The organism is Afipia massiliensis (genome assembly GCF_014203115.1).
Taxonomy (GTDB): domain Bacteria; phylum Pseudomonadota; class Alphaproteobacteria; order Rhizobiales; family Xanthobacteraceae; genus Afipia; species Afipia massiliensis.
Genome location: NZ_JACHIJ010000008.1, coordinates 83090 through 101809 on the forward strand (window position 1 = coordinate 83090; position 18720 = coordinate 101809).

The window sequence follows — 18720 nt, forward strand, 5'->3', positions numbered from 1 at the left end:
GCGAGGGCGCTAGGCCTTGCCGAGAAACCGGCGGATCTCGTCGAGAAAGATCGGCGTGCCGGGATCCTGCTCGAGCGGGATATGGTTCTTGCCCGGCAGCGTGACGAAACGTGCTCCGGGGATGCCCGCTGCAAGCTCGCGGCTTGACGCAATCGGCACCCTGCGGTCGTTGCGGACATGCATGACGAGAGTGGGCACCTTGATCTGCGGCAGCAGGTGCCGGACGTCAAAGTTGGCAACAGTGTCGAGGTATCGCACCGCGCATTCCGCTGAAGCGCTGATGCGCTGGGCTTCGTTGAAGGCGTCGATCTGCTCATGTGTTGCTTCGGGCATCATCGACGCCGTGAAGAGCTGCCGGAAAGTCGGCTCGTTCGCGCCCCAACCGAGTTTCATCAGTGTCTTCATCGCGTCGAACTGTTCGAGCGCGGCGGGTGTCACGTCCGGGCTCTTGTAGGCACCTGCGGCAAAGCCTCCGTACAGGATCAGATGCGAAACCCGTTCCGGATGCTGGAGTGCGAACGCGATGGCCACGGCGCATCCTTGCGACAATGCAAGGATCGGAAACCGCTCAAGCCCGGCCGCGTCGGCCACGCACTCCATATCGCTGACCCATGTATCGAGCGTGAGATTGCCGACGTCCCAATCCGACAGCCCGTTGCCGCGCGCATCGAAGCGCACAAGCGAGAATGTCGATGCCAGTTCGAGCAGGAAGTGGCGGAAGATCGGCAATTCCCAGTCGTATTCGAGATGTCCCAGCCAGTGCGCGGTCCGCAGCAACGGCGGGCCGTCGCCGACCTTTGCGAATGCCAGCCGGACACCGTCGTCTGCCCTGCAGTAGCGGATCTCCTGCTTGAGGTTCGCATCCGTCAGGATGCGCGATGCTTTCGATGCGGCTCCGTCGAGGGTGACCGCGTAGACCTCGATCGGCCGTGCGATGTTCTTCAGGTTCTGGCGGCCCATTTCACGGAACTGAAGCTTGATCTTGCCCTCGATCTGGTCGAGCACCTGCCGGGAAATACAGATGCCGCCGCGCGGCGCGATGCTTTCGAGCCGCGCCGCGACGTTGACGCCGTCGCCGAATATTTCGCTGCCGTCATCGATCACATCGCCGACATTGATGCCGATGCGGAATTCGAGCCGGCTCTCAGTTGGAACGCTTGCGTTTCGTTCGACCATCGCGCGCTGGATTTCGACCGAACACCGCACGGCCTCGACCGCACTGGCGAACTCGGACAGCAACCCGTCGCCGGCGGTATTGATGATGCGCCCGCGATGTTTCTTGATCCGCCGGTCGATCAGGTCGTGGCGGTGCGCCTTCAACTGGGCATGGGTGCCTTCTTCGTCCGCGCCCATCAACCGGCTGTAGCCGGCGACGTCCGCGGCGAGAATGGCTGTCAGGCGGCGATCGACGTGCTTTCTGGTCACGCGGCACCTCGCATCCGAGGCGGCCAGTCTAGCGCGGGCTCGGGGGCAGTTGCCAGCGTGGCAAGGCGTGCGTTCCGAAGAGTCTTGGTCGTCCCGGCGAAGGCCGGGATCCATAACCACTGAGTTGGCGTTGAGACGCGATGCCTGTGTCCGCTGCTTCAGCGGTCCATCTTGAACGATGGTTTAGGGAGTATGGGTCCCGGCCTGCGCCGGGACGACCAGTTGAGAGATGGTACTTAAACTTCCCGGCGGCTGAGGAACGCGAGGCGCTCGAACAGGTGTACGTCCTGCTCGTTCTTGAGCAGCGCGCCGTGCAGCGGCGGGATCAGCTTGCGCGGATCGCGTTCGCGCAACTGCTCCACCGTCATCTCCTCGTTGAGCAGCAGCTTGAGCCAGTCGAGCAGTTCGGAGGTCGAAGGCTTCTTCTTCAGGCCCGGCACGTCGCGCACCTCGAAGAAGATCTTCATGGCTTCCTGCACCAGCCGCTTCTTGATGTCGGGGAAGTGGACTTCCACGATAGCGTTCATGGTGTCGATGTCGGGGAACTTGATGTAGTGGAAGAAACAGCGGCGCAGGAACGCGTCCGGCAGTTCCTTCTCGTTGTTCGAGGTGATCATGATGATCGGACGCTGCGCTGCCCGGATGGTCTCGCCGGTCTCGTAGACATGGAATTCCATGCGGTCGAGTTCGAGCAGGAGATCGTTCGGGAATTCGATGTCGGCCTTGTCGATTTCGTCGATCAAGAGGACAGGGCGCTTCTCGCTGGTGAAGGCGTCCCACAGCTTGCCGCGCTTGATGTAGTTCGAAATGTCGGAGACGCGCGGATCGCCGAGCTGGCTGTCGCGCAGACGCGACACCGCGTCGTATTCGTAAAGGCCCTGCTGCGCCTTGGTGGTCGACTTGATGTGCCAGGTCAGCAGCGGCGCATCGAGCGCCTTGGCGACTTCTTCGGCCAGCACGGTCTTGCCGGTGCCGGGCTCGCCCTTCACCAGCAGCGGGCGCTCAAGCACGATCGAGGCGTTGACCGCGACCTTGAGGTCATCGGTGGCGACATAGTTCTTGGTGCCGGTAAATTTCATCGAAGTTTGCCTTGGTCAGTTTATCTGGGTTCGTTTGTTCTGTGAAAGAGAGTGCCGCCGCCGTTTCGTTTCAAACAAGAAGCGACCGCTTTATGGGCGGTCGCTTCCAAAAGCCCTTTAGATCGTCACGCACGCCGGATCAATGAGAGGATGACCAGCACGATCACGCCGCCGATTGCGGAATTGATGATCGCGGCGACGATGCCGGTTCCCAGCCGAATGCCGAGTTGCGGGAGCAGCCAGCCGGCGACAACCGCGCCGATGATGCCGATGACGATGTTGCCGAGCAGGCCGAAGCCGCCACCCTTGACGATAAGACCCGCAAGCCAGCCGGCAATCGCGCCGACGATCAGCCAGACGATAACGGAATCAATGCCCATCAGCCAAACCCCCTGTTTAAAACGCCAGTGACTCTCATCCCTGAGAGTTTCGCGTCCCGGTGAACGCCGCGAACCGTCTCCGGCTGGAGTGGTCCGGGAGGCGTCAAACAACAGTTTAAATGAATTTGCACATCAATCCAAACCGCGCCAGTGCTGTTTTTGAACGCAGGCCTGCCTTGCAGGGCGGTTTTCCTCACCCGCGCGGGCAGACGGCTGACCGGCAACCCTGTAGTTTTATCTCTCTGTTCCGTCGCGAGGGCGACAGCCCGCACTTGACGGAAGCGGCTCCGGAGGCGATCTAAGTCCTATGTTCCTGCAATTTTTCACATCGCTGCGCGACGCGCAGGTGCCGGTCACGCTCCGCGAATATCTGACGCTGATGGAGGCGCTCGACGCCAACCTCGCGGATCAGAGCGTGGAGCATTTCTATTATCTGTCCCGCGCCTCGCTGGTGAAGGACGAGCGCAATCTCGACAAGTTCGACCGCGTGTTCGGCACGGTGTTCAAGGGGCTGGAAAGCCTGCTCGACGCCATGGACAAAGCCGACATTCCGGCGGAGTGGCTGCGCAAGGCCGCCGAGAAATATCTCACCGAGGAAGAGAAAAAGCAGATCGAGGCTATGGGCTGGGACAAGCTCATGGAGACGCTGAAGAAGCGCCTCGAGGAACAGAAGAAGCGCCACGAGGGCGGCAGCAAATGGATCGGCACCGGCGGCACGTCACCGTTCGGCGCGAATGGCTACAATCCCGAAGGCATCCGCATCGGCCAGGAGAAGAACCGCAACTTCTCGGCGGTGAAGGTCTGGGACAAGCGCGAGTTCAAGGATCTCGACGGCAACGTCGAACTCGGCATCCGCAACATCAAGGTGGCGATGCGCCGCCTCCGAAAATTTGCGCGCACCGGTGCGCCTGACGAACTCGATCTCGACACCACCATCCGGGAAACCGCCAACCACGGCTATCTCGACGTGCACATGCGCCCCGAGCGGCGCAATGCGGTGAAGGTTCTGATCTTTTTCGATATCGGCGGATCGATGGACGGTCACATCGCGCAGGTCGAGGAACTGTTCTCGGCGGCGAAGGCCGAGTTCAAGCACATGGAGTATTTCTACTTCCACAACTGCCTCTATGAAGGCGTGTGGAAGAGCAATAAGCGCCGCTTCACCGACCGCACCCCGACCTGGGACATCCTGCACAAGTATCCGCACGACTATAAGGTTGTGTTCGTCGGCGACGCGTCGATGTCGCCGTACGAGATCATGGTGCCGGGTGGATCGGTCGAGCACGTCAACGAGGAGCCCGGCTCGGTGTGGCTGGAGCGCGTGACGCGCACCTATCCGCACGCGGTCTGGCTCAATCCCGTCGCGCGCAAGCACTGGGATTATTCGGAATCCACCACCGTGATCCGCCGTCTGTTCTCGGAGCGCATGTTCCCGCTGACCCTTGAGGGACTGGAAGGCGCGATGAAGGAATTGACGCGGTAACGCGTCGGCTTCTGGATTTTCTGTCATGCCCGGGCTTGTCCCGGGCATCCACGTCTTTAAGGTTGGCCCAGCAAGACGTAGATGGCCGGGACAAGCCCGGCCATGACGAGAAGAAACGGAAGAACTCAATGCCATCCACCATTACCCGCGGCTACAAGAAACTCCTCGACGAGGCCAACGCCCAGATCGAGACCATCAATGCGGCTGAAGCCGTCGAACGTTTTCCGCAAGGCGGCGTCGGGCAGAGCGAAGTGGTGATCGTCGATCTGCGCGATCCGCGCGAGATCGAGCGCGAGGGCCGCATTCCCGGTGCATTTTCCTGTCCGCGCGGCATGCTGGAATTCTGGATCGACCCGGAAAGCCCCTACGCCAAGCCGGTGTTTCAGGAAAACAAGAAGTTCGTATTCCAGTGCGCATCGGGCTGGCGTTCGGCGCTGGCCGCCAAGACCGCGCAGGATATGGGACTTGCTCCCGTGGCTCATCTCGGCGGCGGCTTCACTGCATGGAAGGCCGCCGGCGGCCCGGTCGAGAAGGTCGAGCCGAAGAAGAAAGATTAAATTCGTCATTGCGAGCGAAGCGAAGCAATCCAGAAGCAACAAGAAGAACTGGATTGCTTCGTCGCTTCGCTCCTCGCAATGACGGCGCACCCGCAAGGATATGGACATGCCCACAACCGATCCTCTCGTCTCGACCGAATGGCTTGCCGCGCATCTGAACGATCCGCGCGTGAAGGTTCTCGATGCGACGTTCAAGCTTCCCGGTATCCTGCCGCTGCCGAAGGACGACTATCTGGCGCAGCACATTCCGGGCGCGGTGTTTTTCGATGTCGATGCGGTGTCGGATCACTCAAGCTCGCTGCCGCATATGTTTCCGACCGCCGAACAATTCGGCCGCGATATCGGCGCGCTCGGCGTCGGTAACGATGACACCGTGGTGCTGTACGATGCCGGCGGATGGGTCGCGGCCCCGCGCGCCTGGTGGATGTTCCTGTCGTTCGGGCACGCGAACGTCCGCGTGCTCGACGGCGGCCTGAAGAAATGGCTTGCGGAGGGCCGTGCGGTCGAAAGCGGCGACGTCAAGCCGAAGCCCGCGACATTCAAGGCGACGTTCGATGCCAAGCGTGTCCGCGGCATGCAGCAGTTGATCGGAAATCTTGAGAGCAAGGCCGAGCAGGTGATCGATGCGCGCCCAAGCGCGCGTTTCGAGGGAAGTGTGCCCGAGCCGCGTCCGGGTCTGCGGGGCGGGCATATTCCGGGCGCGAGAAGCGTGCCTTACGCGGGCCTGTTCGATGCCAGCACCGGCGCGATGAAGCCGCTTGAGGAATTGCGCGCGGCGTTTTCCGGCGCGGGTGTCGATCTCAACAAACCCATCGTCACGAGTTGCGGCTCGGGCGTGTCGGCAGGCGTGCTGACGCTGACGCTGTACCGGCTCGGCATTGCCGACACCGCGCTCTACGACGGCTCATGGGCGGAGTGGGGCGAGCAGGGCGGACCGCCGGTGGCGACCGGGCCGGCGTAGCTGCGCTAGCTAGCCGCCGAACAGCGGGAACGCACTTTGTTGCCGCCGCAGTTGCTCAGCCTTCGCGCGCTCTTCGGCGAGGGCGCGGGCAGCCTCACGCCGCTGCGCGATGGCGCGGGCGCTGGGACGCCGGGCTTTTTTCACGACCGGCTTCGGCTCTGTGGCGAAGGCGGTCGCCTCTGTTGAGCGTTCTATCGATGCGACGGTCGAAAGAGGCTCCGAGGCTTCAGTCACCGGCGCTTTCGATGGAGACGGCTTGAGGTCCGAAGACTTCAACTCCGCAGACTTCAACTCCGAAGACTTCAACTCGGATGACTTCAACTCCGCGAATGCGGGCTGCGCCGGCTCGAGGATCTTGCTGCCGGATACCTTGATGTCAGGCGTGTTGACGTCAGGACCATTGGCTTCCTCGACGGGAGCGTCGGGCTTTGCCGGGGCATCGATGGTGACCTGCGCGTTCAGGGATGCGACCTGTCCGGTCACAGGCGCGCTGGCCGTCGCCTCGTCGGCTTCCTTGACGGCGCTGCCGTTGTCCGGTGTCGCCGTTTCGGCAGGTTTTGTGTCCTGCGCCTCGACGGGCATGAACTGACTGGCGGCCGGTTGTTGCGGAGCCAGTTGGGGCAGGGCGACCTCGCGGGGAAGCGTTTCGGGAAGCGGTTTCGTTCCCGGCGCCTCGATCCGCAACATCGCCAGCACCGGCGTGATTTCAGGCCGCGGCACCTGCGGCGTCAGCGGTGGCTGTTGCGCCAGCCGCCACGACGGCAGGCTGGCGAATTCCTCGTGTGCGGCGCGCAGCAGCGCAGCGGCGCCGAGGCCGAACACCAGGATGGAAATCGCCAGGATGGTCGTCGCGAACAGGATTCGAAAGCCGGGAAGCATGTTGTCGTGTCCTGCCTTCGGCGACGGCGAAGGTGATCGGGCCAAAACGGAACGCTTGCGAACGCTGGAAACCGGGTCGGAAACAGGAGCGCGATGCGTCAGTGAAGGCCTCGAATCAGGGCCTGGAGAAAGGATACCGCACGCCACGAAATTGCCTGAAAAAAGTTCGGCCGGAGCGGGGTGTGCCGTGACTTTGCCCGGAACCTGTTGCCCGCTTGCAAGCTCGCGAAAAAGTCAGCCATTCCAAGGCGTTTTTTCGATTATTGTCTTGAATGCGCCGCTATCCTGCGCGAACTGCCGTTAACGGTACGGTGGCGGGTTCGCGCTATAGTAAGGGGCATGATGTTCAATCGGCTTTCCAAATCTTTCACAACGGCTTTTGCGGTTTCCGCGGTAGCCGGTCTGGCGGGTGCGCCTGTCGCTCTGGCGCAATCCTATCCGCCGCCTCCTGGCTATTCGCAGCCGGTCCAGCCCGCGCCCTACGGCGCGCCGGGTGGCTATCAGGATGACCGCCGCGGGGTTCCGGATTTCGACCGGCTTGACGGCGATGACCGTGGCACCGCGCTGTCGCCTCCGGGCTATCAGCAGCAGCCGAATTACCAGCAGTCCGCTCCGCAGCAGCAAAGCTATCAGCAGCCCGGACTGGACCCGCGCGGCCCGGTGATGTCGCCGGACGATCCGCGTTATGGCCGGCCGAATGTTTATTCGGCGCCTGCGCCAGCCTCTTCCGATCGCGGCCCCGCGCCGATCTACACCGAACGCGGTCCGCCGCAGGGCGCCGATTTTGCCGACCGTCCGCGTCCGCCGGGCGCAGTCGATAGCGGCCCGACCGGCGCGGTCCAGCAGGGCAATGTCGGTCCGAACGGACAGCCGTTGGTTCTGTCGGCGCTGCCGCCGGAAGAACAGCCCGAAACCGGCCCGCGCAAGGAATTGCCGCCGAACCTGCGCAAGCAGGAAGTGAACTATCCGACCAAGGAGCCTGCCGGCACCATCATCGTCGATACGCCGAACACGCATCTCTATTACGTTCTCGGCAATGGCCGCGCGATCCGCTACGGCGTCCGCGTCGGGCGCGACGGCTTCACCTGGACCGGCGTGCAGAAGATCACCCGCAAGGCGGAATGGCCGGATTGGCATCCGCCGACGGAAATGATCGAGCGCCAGCCTTACCTGCCGCGCTTCATGGCCGGCGGCGACGGCAACCCGATGGGCGCGCGCGCGATGTATCTCGGTTCGACCATTTATCGCATCCACGGCACCAACCAGCCGTCGACCATCGGCCAGTTCGTCTCGTCCGGCTGCATCGGCATGCTGAACGAGGATGTCACCGATCTGTTCGAGCGCACCAAGGTCGGCGCCCGCGTGGTGGTGTTGCCGGGCGGCAAGCCGCCTGCGCCTCCGGTCACGGCGGCTGCACAGCCGGCGCCTGGACAGCCGGGACAATCCATGGCGGGGCAGTCGATGGCGGGTAACCCCGCGCCGATCGGCGTGCCCAATCAGGGACCGACGGCAGTGCCGCCGCTCCCCGCGCCGGTCACGATCCGATAAATCAGGATTTCAGATGGAATGCATCAAGCCCGGCCTCGCGCCGGGCTTTTTGTTGGCCGGAATTCACCTCAGAACAGGGACTTGTCCTTTTCGCTACCTGTGCGGGTAAACTGACCCCTGACACGGGAAAGCTGTCAAATGTTGTAATCGGGCTACAGCCATATTTCACCCGCTGTGCTGATATCTGACGGCGGAGAGCAATTACTCTCCTGATGCGTACTCAATTTTTCTGGGGGCATTATGCGAAAAGTTTTGCTGACAATTGCGGCGTCTATTCTGGTCGCAGGTTCGGCCTCGGCCGCAGACATCGCTGCCCGGCCATACACCAAGGCGCCTCCGATTGCGCAGGTCTACAACTGGACCGGCTTCTACATTGGCGGCAACGTCGGTTACGGCTGGAGCCGCGTGGAGCATCAGGACTTGGTGCCGGGCTTCGGCGGCTTCTGGACCTCCGGTACGGTGAGTCCTCTCGGTCCGACCCAGACCATCGAGCCCGAGGGCGCCGTGTATGGCGGCCAGTTCGGCTACAACTGGCAGAGCGCGAACTGGGTGTTCGGTCTCGAAGGCCAGTTCAACGGCGCCGACCTCAAGCGCACCGACACCAGCATCTTTTTCCCGGTCACCGACCGGCTGAGCGCAAAGATCGACTCGTTCGCGACTGTCACCGGCCGCGTCGGCTATGCCTTCAACAACTGGCTGCCGTACATCAAGGGTGGTTATGCCGGCGCCAACCTGAAGACCACGAACTTCGACATTTTCGGCAACCACCTCGACAACAGCACCTGGCGCAGCGGCTACGTGGTGGGTGCGGGCCTCGAATACGGCTTCGCCGGGAACTGGAGCATCGGTGTCGAATACAACTACCTGGACTTCGGCAGCAAATCGTTCACCGGGAGGAATCTGACAGGGATTGGCGCGCCGTTCGGCGCCGAGAACTTCAGCGACAATCTGAGCATCTCAACCATCACAGGCCGGATCAACTACAGATTTGGCGGCCCGGTGGTCGCCAAGTACTGATCGCTTTATCTCTTCATTTTTTGTCTCTCCATTCTTCAAACTTAAGCCCGGCCATAGCAGTCTGCCTTGTGCAGACTGCGTAAACTTGTCTGCGCCGCCGAGCTTTTTGTTTGCGCGGCATTACATCATCACGCCGCCCACCCCCGCAGTGATGGGCGGTCGGGGATCGACGGCTGTGCCACCGCTGCCCGCGCCGGTCGCAATCCGCTAAAGACTCCTGATGTGGCCCGCGCGCTACATCATTGCCTTTCGACTCTTCCTAAAATCCAGCCATATTTTGTGCCGTTTTTCTCGGAGGATTTGATGAAGGCGCTTTTGATCGCCGCTGCGGTTGTCGCTTTCGGTGCGACCGGCACGCAGGCTGCCGATATTGCGGCCCGGCCCTACATCAAGGCTCCCGTCGCTCCGGTCGTGAGCTACAACTGGAGCGGCTGCTATGTCGGTGGCAACGTCGGCGGCGGCTGGCACCGGGTTGAACAACAAGCCAATAGCAATGTTGCGGGCGCTCCGTTCGTACCGCCGCTCGCGTTCGGCAGTTCCGAAGGCAGCGCTGTCATTGGCGGTGTTCAGGTCGGCTGCGACTATCAGTTCGCTGGAAACTGGGTCATCGGCGTGCAAGGCATGTTCGACTTCGGAGACATCAACAGCAAAAATACTCTCCCTGATCCGCGAGTGACTGCGATTGGGGCGTTTCAGCAGACGACCACGAGAGACGTCTATACCGCTACCGCTCGCCTGGGCTACCTGCTCACGCCGCAGGTTCTCGGTTACGTCAAGGGCGGCGGTGCATGGACGCGCGTCGGCACCGAGGTTTTCGGCACGATCCCATCTCTCTTCCTGTCGGAGACCGCGCATAGCAATCGTGCCGGGTGGACTGTTGGCGGCGGTCTGGAATGGATGTTCGCTCCGAACTGGTCGGTGTTCGTTGAATACAACTATATGGACTTTGGCCGAACGGACATTGCGTTCGTGAACCCGCCCGGCAATATCGGCACGCCGACTCTAAACGCGACACGACTGACGCTGCAGACTGCTCTTGTCGGTGTGAACTACAAGTTCAACTGGGGTGGCCCGGTGGTCGCGAAGTACTGACCTAGCGTCCTCGACTGCCATCAACAGACTAAAGCCCGGCCATCGCGCCGGGCTTTACATGTTGTGTTCGTCATTGCGAGGAGCGTAGCGACGAAGCAATCCAGTTCGTACTGTCTAAGGCTGGATTGCTTCGCTTCGCTCGCAATGACGATGTGGAATGTTCCTCGAATGATAATGCGACGGTTTGGTGTTATCCCATCACCCGTACCGGCGCGCCCTTGAGCCACGCCGTGATGTCCTCGACCATGTCGCCGTAGTAGCGGCGGTAATTGTTTTCGGTGACGTAACCGATGTGCGGCGTCAGCACCACGTTGTCGAGCTTGCGCAGCGGATGATCGACCGGCAGCGGCTCCACCGAAAAGGTGTCGAGGCCCGCGCCCGCGATCTTGTTGCGTTGAAGCACATCGAGCAGTGCGGCCTCATCCACGATCGGCCCACGCGCGGCGTTGACGAGATAGCTGGTCGGCTTCATGCGTTCGAGATCTTCTCGCGTGATGAGCCCGCGCGAACGCTTGCTGAGGATGACGTGAATGCTGACGATGTCTGCGGTCGTGAACAGTTCGTCCTTGCTGGCGTAGCTCACGCCGGCGGCGGCGCAGGCCTCCGGCGTCAGATTCTGGCTCCAGGCAATGACCTTCATGCCGAGCGCCTTCGCAGTCGTCGCCACCTTGGTGCCGAGCTTGCCGAGGCCGACGATACCGAGCGTCATGCCTTCGACATCCTGCCCCATGGTGGTCTGCCACGGCTCGCCCGCGTGCATGCGCGCGTTCTCGAAACCGATTTTGCGGGTCAGCTCCAGCATCAGGCCGATGGTCAGCCCTGCGGTGGCGTTGCCGACGCCGCCGGTGCCGCACACCACGATGCCGCGCTCTTTCGCGGTCTCCAGATCGAACGCGGCGTTGCGCATGCCGGATGTCAGAAGCAGTTTCAGCTTCGGCAGCGCGGTCAGCATCTCGCGGCTAAAAGCCGTGCGCTCGCGCATGGCGCAGACGATCTCGAAATCCTGCAAGGCGCGCACGGCTTCGTCTGATGAGGCGAACGGCTTGTCGAATACGGTGATGTCAACTTGGTCCTTGAGCGGTGACCAGTCCGCGAATGTCAGTGCGACGTTCTGATAGTCGTCGAGTATCGCGCAGCGCATGGGCATTTTTGCCTTGTCGATGTCCGGGCGGGAGTGAGAGCGGAATCGATGGTTGCGCGCAATCGCGCTTGATGCAAGCGCACCTTATTCAACGCAGGTCGTCCCGGCGAAAGCCGGGATCCATAACCACCGTGCGTTGTTTATGAAAACAGATGTGGGCCTGTCGCTCCAATATCGACGACAGGGAGTATGGATCCCGGCTTTCGCCGGGACGACCATGTTTTTTATTTGCCGGACGCGCCGTTCGGAAAGCGACCGTCAGACGATGCCCAGCGCGCGCATGGATTCGGCAACGCGGATGAAGCCCGCCACGTTGGCGCCCAGCACGTAGTTGCCCGGCGAGCCGTAGGTGTCGGCCATCTCGGCGCAGCGGTCGTGGATGCCGTGCATGATGGTGGCCAGACGCGCTTCGGTCGCCTCGAACGTCCAGGAATCCCGCGATGCGTTCTGCTGCATCTCGAGTGCGCTGGTGGCGACGCCGCCGGCGTTGGCGGCCTTGCCCGGTGCAAACAGAATGCCGGCGTCGAGGAACGTCCGCACCGCTTCCGGCGTGGAGGGCATGTTGGCGCCTTCGCCGACCGCGATCACGCCGTTCTTCACCAGCGTGCGCGCGTCCTGGCCGTTGAGTTCGTTCTGGGTCGCCGAGGGCATTGCCACATCGGCAGGCACATCCCAGATGCGGCCTTCGGGAACGAAGGTCGCGCCGTTGCCGCGCGCCTTGGCGTAATCGGCCACGCGGCCGCGCTTGATTTCCTTGATCTCCTTGAGAAGATCGAGGTCGATGCCGGCCTGATCGACGACATAACCGTCGGAATCCGAGCACGCGATGACGCGGCCGCCGAGTTCGGACACCTTCTCCATGGTGTAGATGGAGACGTTGCCGGCGCCCGACGCGATCACCTTCTTGCCGTCGAAGCTCTGGCCGCGCGTGCGCAGCATGCGCTCGACGAAATAGACCGCGCCGTAGCCGGTGGCCTCGGTGCGTACCTGCGAGCCGCCCCATGTGAGGCCCTTGCCGGTGAGCACGCCGGATTCGTAGCGATTGGTGATGCGCTTGTACTGGCCGAACATGTAGCCGATTTCGCGCTGGCCGACGCCGATGTCGCCGGCGGGCACGTCGGTGTATTCACCGAGATGGCGATAGAGCTCGGTCACGAACGACTGGCAGAAACGCATGATCTCGCCCGCCGAGCGGCCCTTCGGATCGAAGTCCGAGCCGCCCTTGCCGCCGCCGATCGGCATGCCGGTCAGTGCGTTCTTGAACGTCTGCTCGAAGCCGAGAAACTTGATGGTGCCGAGATAGACGGTCGGATGAAAACGGATGCCGCCCTTGAACGGGCCGAGCGCCGAATTGAACTGGACGCGGAAGCCGCGGTTGATCTGGACCTGGCCTTTGTCGTCGACCCATGGCACGCGGAAAATGATCTGCCGCTCGGGTTCGCAGATGCGCTCGATCAGCGCGTCCTCTGCGTAGTGCGGATGCTTGGCGACGACGGCTCCGAGGCTGTCGAGCACTTCACGCACGGCCTGGTGGAATTCCTCTTCGCCTGGATTGCGGCGTAGAACATCAGCGAAAATCGGCTGAAGCTTTTCATCGAGCATTTAATCTTACACCTGTGGTTTTTAGGTACGACAACGCGCAACCGCAGGCGAAGAGGGGTCTCCTCTTCGCCTGCGGTCAGAAAGTTGTCGTTTGCGCCCGGCGCGCGCTGATGTCCTACGAACCATGCGGGGCAGCGTCAATCTATGCGCCAGACAAGGATTTTCCCCCCGTCCCGGCATAGCTCGCGGCGCGCGGAACTTCGTTGTCAGCGATCAAAACGAGCAAATTGTCGCAGTTTTTGCGACCGAACGGCGTCCGTCAGACGCCTTGCCGCTTCTGCTTGCTGGCGCAGGCCGGACCCGGGCCGCGCATGTAATGCTGCTCCGGATGATAGGGGTGGAAGGCCGCCTTGATGAAGGTGCGCCAGAACTCGCCGATCTCGGCCAGCCATCCCCTTGAGGAGGGGGCCGGGCGGGGCGCGGACATGTCCGCGATGCGGGTTGTGATCGGTGTGCTGTGCGTCGTCATGGCTTCTGCTCGACGATCTGTAGTCTTGATTCCTGACGCCTGAACATCTGTCGCGGCGCGCCTGTCCGCGGTTCGAAACGGCAGCTTGGGAGGATTCGATTAAAAAGCCGTTTTCGCCGGAACAACGGCCTGAAGGCGCTGGAAATTCCGCTCGTTAGGCTTTCCAAATTGCTACCTTTGGGAGGCTCGCCGGTTGCCCTTTGCGGTTCCCGCAGTTACATCAGCAACAGCAAATTTCCCGCGTATTCCCGCTCAAATCTGACGGTTCCAAGGATCACGATGGCTCGCCAGTTCGTCTACTTCATGCAGGGTCTGACCAAGGCCTACCCGACCCGTAAGGTGCTCGATAACGTCCATCTCTCGTTCTATCCGGATGCCAAGATCGGCGTGCTCGGCGTCAACGGCTCGGGCAAATCGACGCTGTTGCGGATCATGGCCGGCCTCGACAAGGATTATAACGGCGAGGCCTGGGTCGCCGAGGGCGCGCGCGTCGGCTACCTCGAGCAGGAGCCGCAGCTCGACCCCGCATTGACCGTGCGCGAGAACGTGATGCTCGGCGTCGCCAAGCAGAAGGCGATCCTCGATCGCTACAACGAACTGGCGATGAACTATTCCGAAGAGACCGCCGATGAGATGACCAAATTGCAGGACGAGATCGAGGCCGCGGGCCTGTGGGATCTCGACAGCAAGGTCGATCAGGCGATGGACGCGCTGCGCTGTCCGCCGGACGATGCCGACATCTCCAAACTGTCGGGCGGCGAAAAGCGCCGCGTCGCGCTGTGCAAATTGCTGCTCGACCAGCCGGACCTGCTGCTGCTGGACGAACCGACCAACCATCTCGACGCGGAATCCGTGTCGTGGCTGGAAGGCCACCTGCGCAACTATCCCGGCGCGATCCTGATCGTGACCCATGACCGCTACTTCCTCGACAACGTGACGAGCTGGATCCTCGAACTCGACCGCGGCAAGGGCATCCCCTACGAGGGCAACTACTCGTCGTGGCTGGTGCAGAAGCAGAAGCGTCTCGCGCAGGAAGGCCGCGAGGACGTCGCGCACCAGAAGACGCTGGAACGCGAGCAGGAGTGGATCGCATCCTCGCCGAAAGCACGTCAGGCCAAATCCAAGGCGCGTTACCAGCGCTACGAGGACCTGCTCAAGCAGGCCAGCGAGAAGCAGACCCAGACCGCGCAGATCACCATTCCTGTCGCCGAGCGCCTCGGCCAGAACGTGGTGGACTTCGAAGGCCTCTCGAAGGGGTTCAACGATCGCCTGCTGATCGACGACCTGACCTTCAAGCTGCCGCCGGGCGGCATCGTCGGCGTCATCGGCGCCAACGGCGCGGGCAAGACCACGCTGTTCAAGATGATCACCAAGCAGGAGACGCCGGACGCGGGCACCATCACGGTGGGCGAGTCCGTGCATCTCGGCTACGTCGACCAGTCGCGCGACGCGCTCGACGGCAAGAAGACCGTGTGGGAGGAAATCTCCGGCGGCAACGACCAGATCCTGCTCGGCAAGCGCGAAGTCAACTCGCGCGGCTATTGCTCGTCGTTCAACTTCAAGGGCGCGGACCAGCAGAAGAAGGTCGGCGCGCTGTCGGGCGGTGAACGCAACCGCGTCCATCTCGCCAAGATGCTGAAGTCCGGCGCCAACGTCCTGCTGCTCGACGAACCGACCAACGATCTCGACGTCGATACGCTGCGGGCGCTGGAAGAGGCGCTGGAGGATTTCGCCGGCTGCGCCGTCATCATCAGCCATGACCGCTGGTTCCTCGACCGCATCGCGACCCACATGCTCGCTTTCGAAGGCGACAGCCATGTCGAATGGTTCGAGGGCAACTTCCAGGACTACGAGAAGGACAAGATGCGCCGTCTCGGCCAGGACTCGGTGATCCCGCATCGCGTGAAGTACAAGAAGCTGACGCGGTGAGGCGATCAGGGATGTGTTACGGATCTCAGTTGGTCAGTGACATCGCTTACGCCAGGAAGAGCCCAGATCGCTTCGCGAAGCGAAAATCTGTGAGATAGCTGCGTCACGTCGGACCTCACCCCACCTTCTCACTCAGCCACATCTTGATCAGCGACTGATACGGCACGTCACGCTTGTTGGCGGCGATCTTGATCTGCTCAAGGAGGCTCACCGGCAGCCGCAATGAGATAGCTGTGGTCGATGGCTTTAGGTTCGGCAAGCGCACGCGCTGAGCCTTGCTCCAGTCGAGGTAATCGGTGGAGTCGTGAGTCTCCCAGAATTTTCGTTCTTCCGCTTCGCTCTTGAAGGCGGGAATGGGCTTAAGTTTGCTCATAGATCTTCCGCTCCTTTCGATTCATGTCCCGCGCCGAAATCACCCGGATTCTCGTTCCATCCTGCCTGAGCGTGAAGGTGATGTGCAGCAAACGGTTTTCAATCGTCCTTCCCAAGGCATTGAGGCGCGGCTCATTCTCGCTATGCTTTTCATCTTCGACCACGATCAGCGGGTCGTTGAAAAAGATGCTTTCAGCTTCCGCCGAGCTGACATCATGCTTGTCCGCGTTTTTCCTGCGGTTGCCGTCGTCCCACTCAAATCCTTCGATCCGGTCGAAATCGATCATATGTGTATATTGCAATAATATACACGTATTTGCAATCCGCCACCCCTTCCGTTATGGGTAAAGTGCTGCGGAAGGGACGAAGACAGCCAAATGGCCGACTGGAACACTGAGCGAGACCTGAAATTCGAGGCCGGGGCAGGCGGTCGTTTCCCTCATTCAACCGAATGGCTGACGCGGTGATTGCTCCACTGGTCAGCGATCTCGATGAGCAGGAGCGGGCGCTCCTGGCCATGGATGTCGCCTGGGTCCAGTGGCGGTCGGAATTCCGGCAGAAGATTGTCGCCGGCGGCGACAAGCCGGTGCGAAGCATTTTTGAAGCCGACATGATCTTCGCCATCGTCGCGCACCACGCGCTGAAGGGGCGGCCGGTCACGCTCAAGGAGCTTGCGACCTACTTCGGATCGATCGCCACCGAGGCGACGATCTCCCGGCATATCGACGACATGGTAAAGAACAGTCTGGTCGAGCGCCGCCTCGACGGGAAAGACCGCCGCCGCATGTTTTTGATTCCGACGCGGCGGCTCGAAGGCATCGGTCATCAGTTCGAGCAGGCGCGGCTGCGCATCATGCGCGAGCACGGCTTTGTCTGGAATGGCGGCAAGAGCACGGAGTAAGCGATCTCATGGCGGGTGACGAGAAGACACTGACGGCCGGGGAAATCAGCGCGTCCGCGCCGGTCACTTTCAATCTCGACGAATGCACGATGGATGCGCAGGAGCGTGCCGTGCTCGCCATCGATATCGCTTACGTTCAGTGGCGCGCGGACTTCCGCCGCACGGTGGTCGCCTCCGGCGTGCTGAACAGGCCATGGCGCAGCGTGTTCGAGGCCGACATGATGTTCAGCATCGTCGCGCATCGCTGGCTCGCCGGGCGCGCGATCACGCACAAGGAGCTTGCGACCTATTTCGAATTGTTTGCGACCGAAGCGACCGTCTCTCGCCATCTCGATGACATGGAAGAAAGCGGCATGATCGTGCGTCAGACCGATCCGGACGACCGCCGCCGCATCTTCCTGCTGCCGACACGGCGGCTGGAAATCATTGGTCACGGATATGCGCAAGCGCGAATCCGAATCATGCGTGAGCATGGTTTTGTGTGGACCGGCGATGCCGGGGCGAACGGGACGAGGGCAACCGATTCGGCAAGGAAGCCGGACTGATCGTCTCGTGAGGACAGGGCAACGCGTCAGAAGGTAGCAACGACGATGCATTGCAACCATGGTGCAATCGCTGGAATCCGGCTACGGCTATTGTCATAACGAATCGGCAGGCCAGGTAACGCATGACGTCGGGGCCCAAGAAACTATCACCCGAGACAATCGGGGCGGCATCGTCGGCGTCTTTGATCGAATGTCCCGACAGCATTCTCGATGCGCCGGAACGGGCTGTTCTCGCTTTCGATATGGCATGGGTGCAGTGGCGCGCGGATTTCCGGCGCACCGTTGTCGCCTCCGGCATCCTGCGTCGTCCGTGGCGCAGCGCGTTCGAGGCCGACCTGATCTTTAGTATCGTCTCGCATCGCTGGCTGACCGGGCGGCCGATCACACTCAAAGAACTCGCGACCTATTTCGAACAGTTCGCTACAGCGGCAACGGTCTCCCGTCATATCGACGATATGGAGGAGGCTGGCATGCTGGCGCGTGACGTGGACGCCAATGACCGACGCCGCTTCTTCCTGATGCCGACGGAGCGGCTTGAAGTCATCGGCCGCGAATTCCTGCAGGCGCGAGTCCGCACCATGCGCGATCACGGTTTTGTGTGGGCAGGCAGCACCGCGATCGACCCGAAAACTGCAATCGATCCTGCGTGATCCCAGCGTGCGGTGTCGCTATAGGCCTCGGCCGAGAGAGTGGATCACCATTCTCCGCCACCGGGATTGAAGCGCTCACCTGTTGTACACGTGGCGCGCAAGCGCACCTTTTCGGTGCGTGATCCCGGTGGCCTTTTAGCCATCGGAGAAGATCATGGTTTTACGTTTCATTGCGTTCGCACTCACGCTTCTGCTGCTGACGCCAGGTTCTGTGCTTTCAGTGATGGCCGACGATGTGGGCCTGTCGGCGGCGGAGAGGGCGAAGAACATCAAGGCCTCTGAGGCACGCAAGGCGCAGGGGCAGGCGACGGATACGTCCCGCGACGTGCGCGCCATGAAATATCACCGCATGGGACAGCAGCCGCCGCAGGCGCAGAAGCAGCACAGCATGGGACAGCAGCCGCCGCGGGCGCAGAAACAGCAACAGCGACGGCAACAGCAAGAGCAGCAGGCGATGCAGCAGGCCAAGCGCTGCCAGGATGCGATCAACGACGCGCAGAACACGGCGGTGGGAACGTCCGTGCTGTCGAGCGCCGTCGGGTTCCTGCCGTTCGGCGGCACCGCGTCCGGCGTGGCAGGTGCCGCGGCAGGGATGGGCGCGACGGTCGGCGGCGAAATCACGCGCCAGAAGGCTGCGGCTGCGGTTCAGGGAAATTGCTGAGACATCATTGATACGGCTCGTGAAATCTG

The 18720-nt window shown here is 61.9% G+C and carries 20 protein-coding genes; 11 read left to right on the forward strand and 9 right to left on the reverse strand.

Annotation, left to right across the window (positions count from 1 at the left end):
• Positions 1-9: 9 nt before the first annotated feature.
• The 3 genes from HNQ36_RS22965 to HNQ36_RS22975 all read right to left on the reverse strand — a co-directional run bounded on the left by HNQ36_RS22965 (position 10) and on the right by HNQ36_RS22975 (position 2884).
• Positions 10-1425, reverse strand: a complete 1416-nt coding sequence (locus HNQ36_RS22965) for an alpha/beta fold hydrolase (protein WP_184089393.1) — start codon at positions 1423-1425, stop codon at positions 10-12.
• Between the two features lie 236 nt (positions 1426-1661).
• Complete coding sequence (locus tag HNQ36_RS22970) at positions 1662-2504, reverse strand: AAA family ATPase (protein WP_046827359.1); 843 nt, start codon at positions 2502-2504, stop codon at positions 1662-1664.
• A gap of 125 nt (positions 2505-2629) precedes the next feature.
• A complete protein-coding gene (locus HNQ36_RS22975) occupies positions 2630-2884 on the reverse strand; it encodes a GlsB/YeaQ/YmgE family stress response membrane protein (protein ID WP_184089396.1) in 255 nt (84 codons plus the stop codon).
• Between the two features lie 307 nt (positions 2885-3191).
• On the opposite strand from HNQ36_RS22975, the gene HNQ36_RS22985 reads away from it, so the two are divergent.
• From HNQ36_RS22985 to sseA, 3 genes are all read left to right on the forward strand, one after another.
• Complete coding sequence (locus tag HNQ36_RS22985) at positions 3192-4367, forward strand: vWA domain-containing protein (RefSeq protein ID WP_184089402.1); 1176 nt, start codon at positions 3192-3194, stop codon at positions 4365-4367.
• Between the two features lie 128 nt (positions 4368-4495).
• Complete coding sequence (locus tag HNQ36_RS22990; RefSeq protein WP_184089405.1) at positions 4496-4924, forward strand: rhodanese-like domain-containing protein; 429 nt, start codon at positions 4496-4498, stop codon at positions 4922-4924.
• Between the two features lie 106 nt (positions 4925-5030).
• Positions 5031-5885, forward strand: coding sequence for a 3-mercaptopyruvate sulfurtransferase (gene sseA / locus HNQ36_RS22995; protein WP_184089408.1), 855 nt, complete (start codon positions 5031-5033; stop codon positions 5883-5885).
• Between the two features lie 9 nt (positions 5886-5894).
• Here the strand turns inward: sseA and HNQ36_RS23000 are convergent, their stop codons facing one another.
• A complete protein-coding gene (locus HNQ36_RS23000; RefSeq protein WP_184089411.1) occupies positions 5895-6764 on the reverse strand; it encodes a hypothetical protein in 870 nt (289 codons plus the stop codon).
• Positions 6765-7106: 342 nt separating this feature from the next.
• Between HNQ36_RS23000 and HNQ36_RS23005 the strand changes: the two genes are divergently transcribed.
• The 3 genes from HNQ36_RS23005 to HNQ36_RS23015 all read left to right on the forward strand — a co-directional run bounded on the left by HNQ36_RS23005 (position 7107) and on the right by HNQ36_RS23015 (position 10421).
• Complete coding sequence (locus tag HNQ36_RS23005) at positions 7107-8312, forward strand: L,D-transpeptidase (RefSeq protein ID WP_184089414.1); 1206 nt, start codon at positions 7107-7109, stop codon at positions 8310-8312.
• A gap of 240 nt (positions 8313-8552) precedes the next feature.
• Positions 8553-9329, forward strand: coding sequence for an outer membrane protein (locus tag HNQ36_RS23010; RefSeq protein ID WP_184089417.1), 777 nt, complete (start codon positions 8553-8555; stop codon positions 9327-9329).
• 303 nt (positions 9330-9632) lie between these two features.
• The gene (locus tag HNQ36_RS23015; RefSeq protein WP_184089420.1) at positions 9633-10421 is read left to right on the forward strand and encodes an outer membrane protein; all 789 of its coding nucleotides are present in this window, start codon (positions 9633-9635) and stop codon (positions 10419-10421) included.
• A gap of 190 nt (positions 10422-10611) precedes the next feature.
• Here HNQ36_RS23015 and HNQ36_RS23020 read toward each other — a convergent pair whose 3' ends face one another.
• The 3 genes from HNQ36_RS23020 to HNQ36_RS23030 all read right to left on the reverse strand — a co-directional run bounded on the left by HNQ36_RS23020 (position 10612) and on the right by HNQ36_RS23030 (position 13633).
• On the reverse strand, positions 10612-11568 hold the full coding sequence (locus HNQ36_RS23020; RefSeq protein WP_184089423.1) for a D-2-hydroxyacid dehydrogenase family protein: 957 nt from the start codon (positions 11566-11568) through the stop codon (positions 10612-10614).
• Positions 11569-11820: 252 nt separating this feature from the next.
• Complete coding sequence (gene gdhA, locus HNQ36_RS23025; RefSeq protein WP_184089426.1) at positions 11821-13164, reverse strand: NADP-specific glutamate dehydrogenase; 1344 nt, start codon at positions 13162-13164, stop codon at positions 11821-11823.
• Positions 13165-13423: 259 nt separating this feature from the next.
• On the reverse strand, positions 13424-13633 hold the full coding sequence (locus HNQ36_RS23030) for a hypothetical protein (protein WP_184089806.1): 210 nt from the start codon (positions 13631-13633) through the stop codon (positions 13424-13426).
• Between the two features lie 279 nt (positions 13634-13912).
• Here HNQ36_RS23030 and ettA point away from each other — a divergent pair, with 279 nt between their 5' ends.
• Entirely contained in the window at positions 13913-15562 is a 1650-nt protein-coding gene (ettA, locus tag HNQ36_RS23035; protein WP_046827347.1) for an energy-dependent translational throttle protein EttA, read from the forward strand.
• Positions 15563-15677: 115 nt separating this feature from the next.
• On the opposite strand, the gene brnA is transcribed toward ettA, so the two are convergent.
• Positions 15678-15935, reverse strand: a complete 258-nt coding sequence (gene brnA / locus HNQ36_RS23040) for a type II toxin-antitoxin system BrnA family antitoxin (protein WP_184089429.1) — start codon at positions 15933-15935, stop codon at positions 15678-15680.
• Positions 15922-16221 carry a BrnT family toxin gene (locus HNQ36_RS23045; RefSeq protein WP_184089432.1) on the reverse strand — a complete coding sequence of 100 codons (300 nt, stop codon included), beginning with the start codon at positions 16219-16221 and terminating at the stop codon, positions 15922-15924. The genes brnA and HNQ36_RS23045 overlap by 14 nt, the downstream gene beginning before the upstream one ends.
• Before the next feature lie 164 nt (positions 16222-16385).
• Here HNQ36_RS23045 and HNQ36_RS23050 point away from each other — a divergent pair, with 164 nt between their 5' ends.
• From HNQ36_RS23050 to HNQ36_RS23065, 4 genes are all read left to right on the forward strand, one after another.
• Complete coding sequence (locus HNQ36_RS23050; RefSeq protein WP_184089435.1) at positions 16386-16835, forward strand: MarR family transcriptional regulator; 450 nt, start codon at positions 16386-16388, stop codon at positions 16833-16835.
• An 8-nt stretch (positions 16836-16843) separates the two neighbouring features.
• Positions 16844-17380 (forward strand): MarR family transcriptional regulator, encoded by a 537-nt coding sequence (locus HNQ36_RS23055; protein WP_184089438.1) that lies wholly within the window; start codon positions 16844-16846, stop codon positions 17378-17380.
• Positions 17381-17502: 122 nt separating this feature from the next.
• Complete coding sequence (locus HNQ36_RS23060) at positions 17503-18030, forward strand: helix-turn-helix domain-containing protein (protein WP_184089441.1); 528 nt, start codon at positions 17503-17505, stop codon at positions 18028-18030.
• A gap of 154 nt (positions 18031-18184) precedes the next feature.
• Complete coding sequence (locus HNQ36_RS23065; protein WP_184089444.1) at positions 18185-18691, forward strand: hypothetical protein; 507 nt, start codon at positions 18185-18187, stop codon at positions 18689-18691.
• Positions 18692-18720 lie beyond the last annotated feature (29 nt).

Coding starts and splice junctions, on each gene's coding strand:
- HNQ36_RS23030 (WP_184089806.1), bottom strand. CDS start 13,633: ATGACGACGCACAGCACACCGATCACAACCCGCATCGCGGACATGTCC.
- HNQ36_RS23045 (WP_184089432.1), bottom strand. CDS start 16,221: ATGATCGATTTCGACCGGATCGAAGGATTTGAGTGGGACGACGGCAAC.
- HNQ36_RS23065 (WP_184089444.1), top strand. CDS start 18,185: ATGGTTTTACGTTTCATTGCGTTCGCACTCACGCTTCTGCTGCTGACG.
- HNQ36_RS22970 (WP_046827359.1), bottom strand. CDS start 2,504: ATGAAATTTACCGGCACCAAGAACTATGTCGCCACCGATGACCTCAAG.
- HNQ36_RS22985 (WP_184089402.1), top strand. CDS start 3,192: ATGTTCCTGCAATTTTTCACATCGCTGCGCGACGCGCAGGTGCCGGTC.
- HNQ36_RS23020 (WP_184089423.1), bottom strand. CDS start 11,568: ATGCCCATGCGCTGCGCGATACTCGACGACTATCAGAACGTCGCACTG.
- HNQ36_RS23055 (WP_184089438.1), top strand. CDS start 16,844: ATGGCGGGTGACGAGAAGACACTGACGGCCGGGGAAATCAGCGCGTCC.
- HNQ36_RS23005 (WP_184089414.1), top strand. CDS start 7,107: ATGTTCAATCGGCTTTCCAAATCTTTCACAACGGCTTTTGCGGTTTCC.
- brnA (WP_184089429.1), bottom strand. CDS start 15,935: ATGAGCAAACTTAAGCCCATTCCCGCCTTCAAGAGCGAAGCGGAAGAA.
- HNQ36_RS22990 (WP_184089405.1), top strand. CDS start 4,496: ATGCCATCCACCATTACCCGCGGCTACAAGAAACTCCTCGACGAGGCC.
- HNQ36_RS23000 (WP_184089411.1), bottom strand. CDS start 6,764: ATGCTTCCCGGCTTTCGAATCCTGTTCGCGACGACCATCCTGGCGATT.
- HNQ36_RS23010 (WP_184089417.1), top strand. CDS start 8,553: ATGCGAAAAGTTTTGCTGACAATTGCGGCGTCTATTCTGGTCGCAGGT.
- HNQ36_RS23015 (WP_184089420.1), top strand. CDS start 9,633: ATGAAGGCGCTTTTGATCGCCGCTGCGGTTGTCGCTTTCGGTGCGACC.
- HNQ36_RS23060 (WP_184089441.1), top strand. CDS start 17,503: ATGACGTCGGGGCCCAAGAAACTATCACCCGAGACAATCGGGGCGGCA.
- ettA (WP_046827347.1), top strand. CDS start 13,913: ATGGCTCGCCAGTTCGTCTACTTCATGCAGGGTCTGACCAAGGCCTAC.
- HNQ36_RS23050 (WP_184089435.1), top strand. CDS start 16,386: ATGGCTGACGCGGTGATTGCTCCACTGGTCAGCGATCTCGATGAGCAG.
- sseA (WP_184089408.1), top strand. CDS start 5,031: ATGCCCACAACCGATCCTCTCGTCTCGACCGAATGGCTTGCCGCGCAT.
- gdhA (WP_184089426.1), bottom strand. CDS start 13,164: ATGCTCGATGAAAAGCTTCAGCCGATTTTCGCTGATGTTCTACGCCGC.
- HNQ36_RS22975 (WP_184089396.1), bottom strand. CDS start 2,884: ATGGGCATTGATTCCGTTATCGTCTGGCTGATCGTCGGCGCGATTGCC.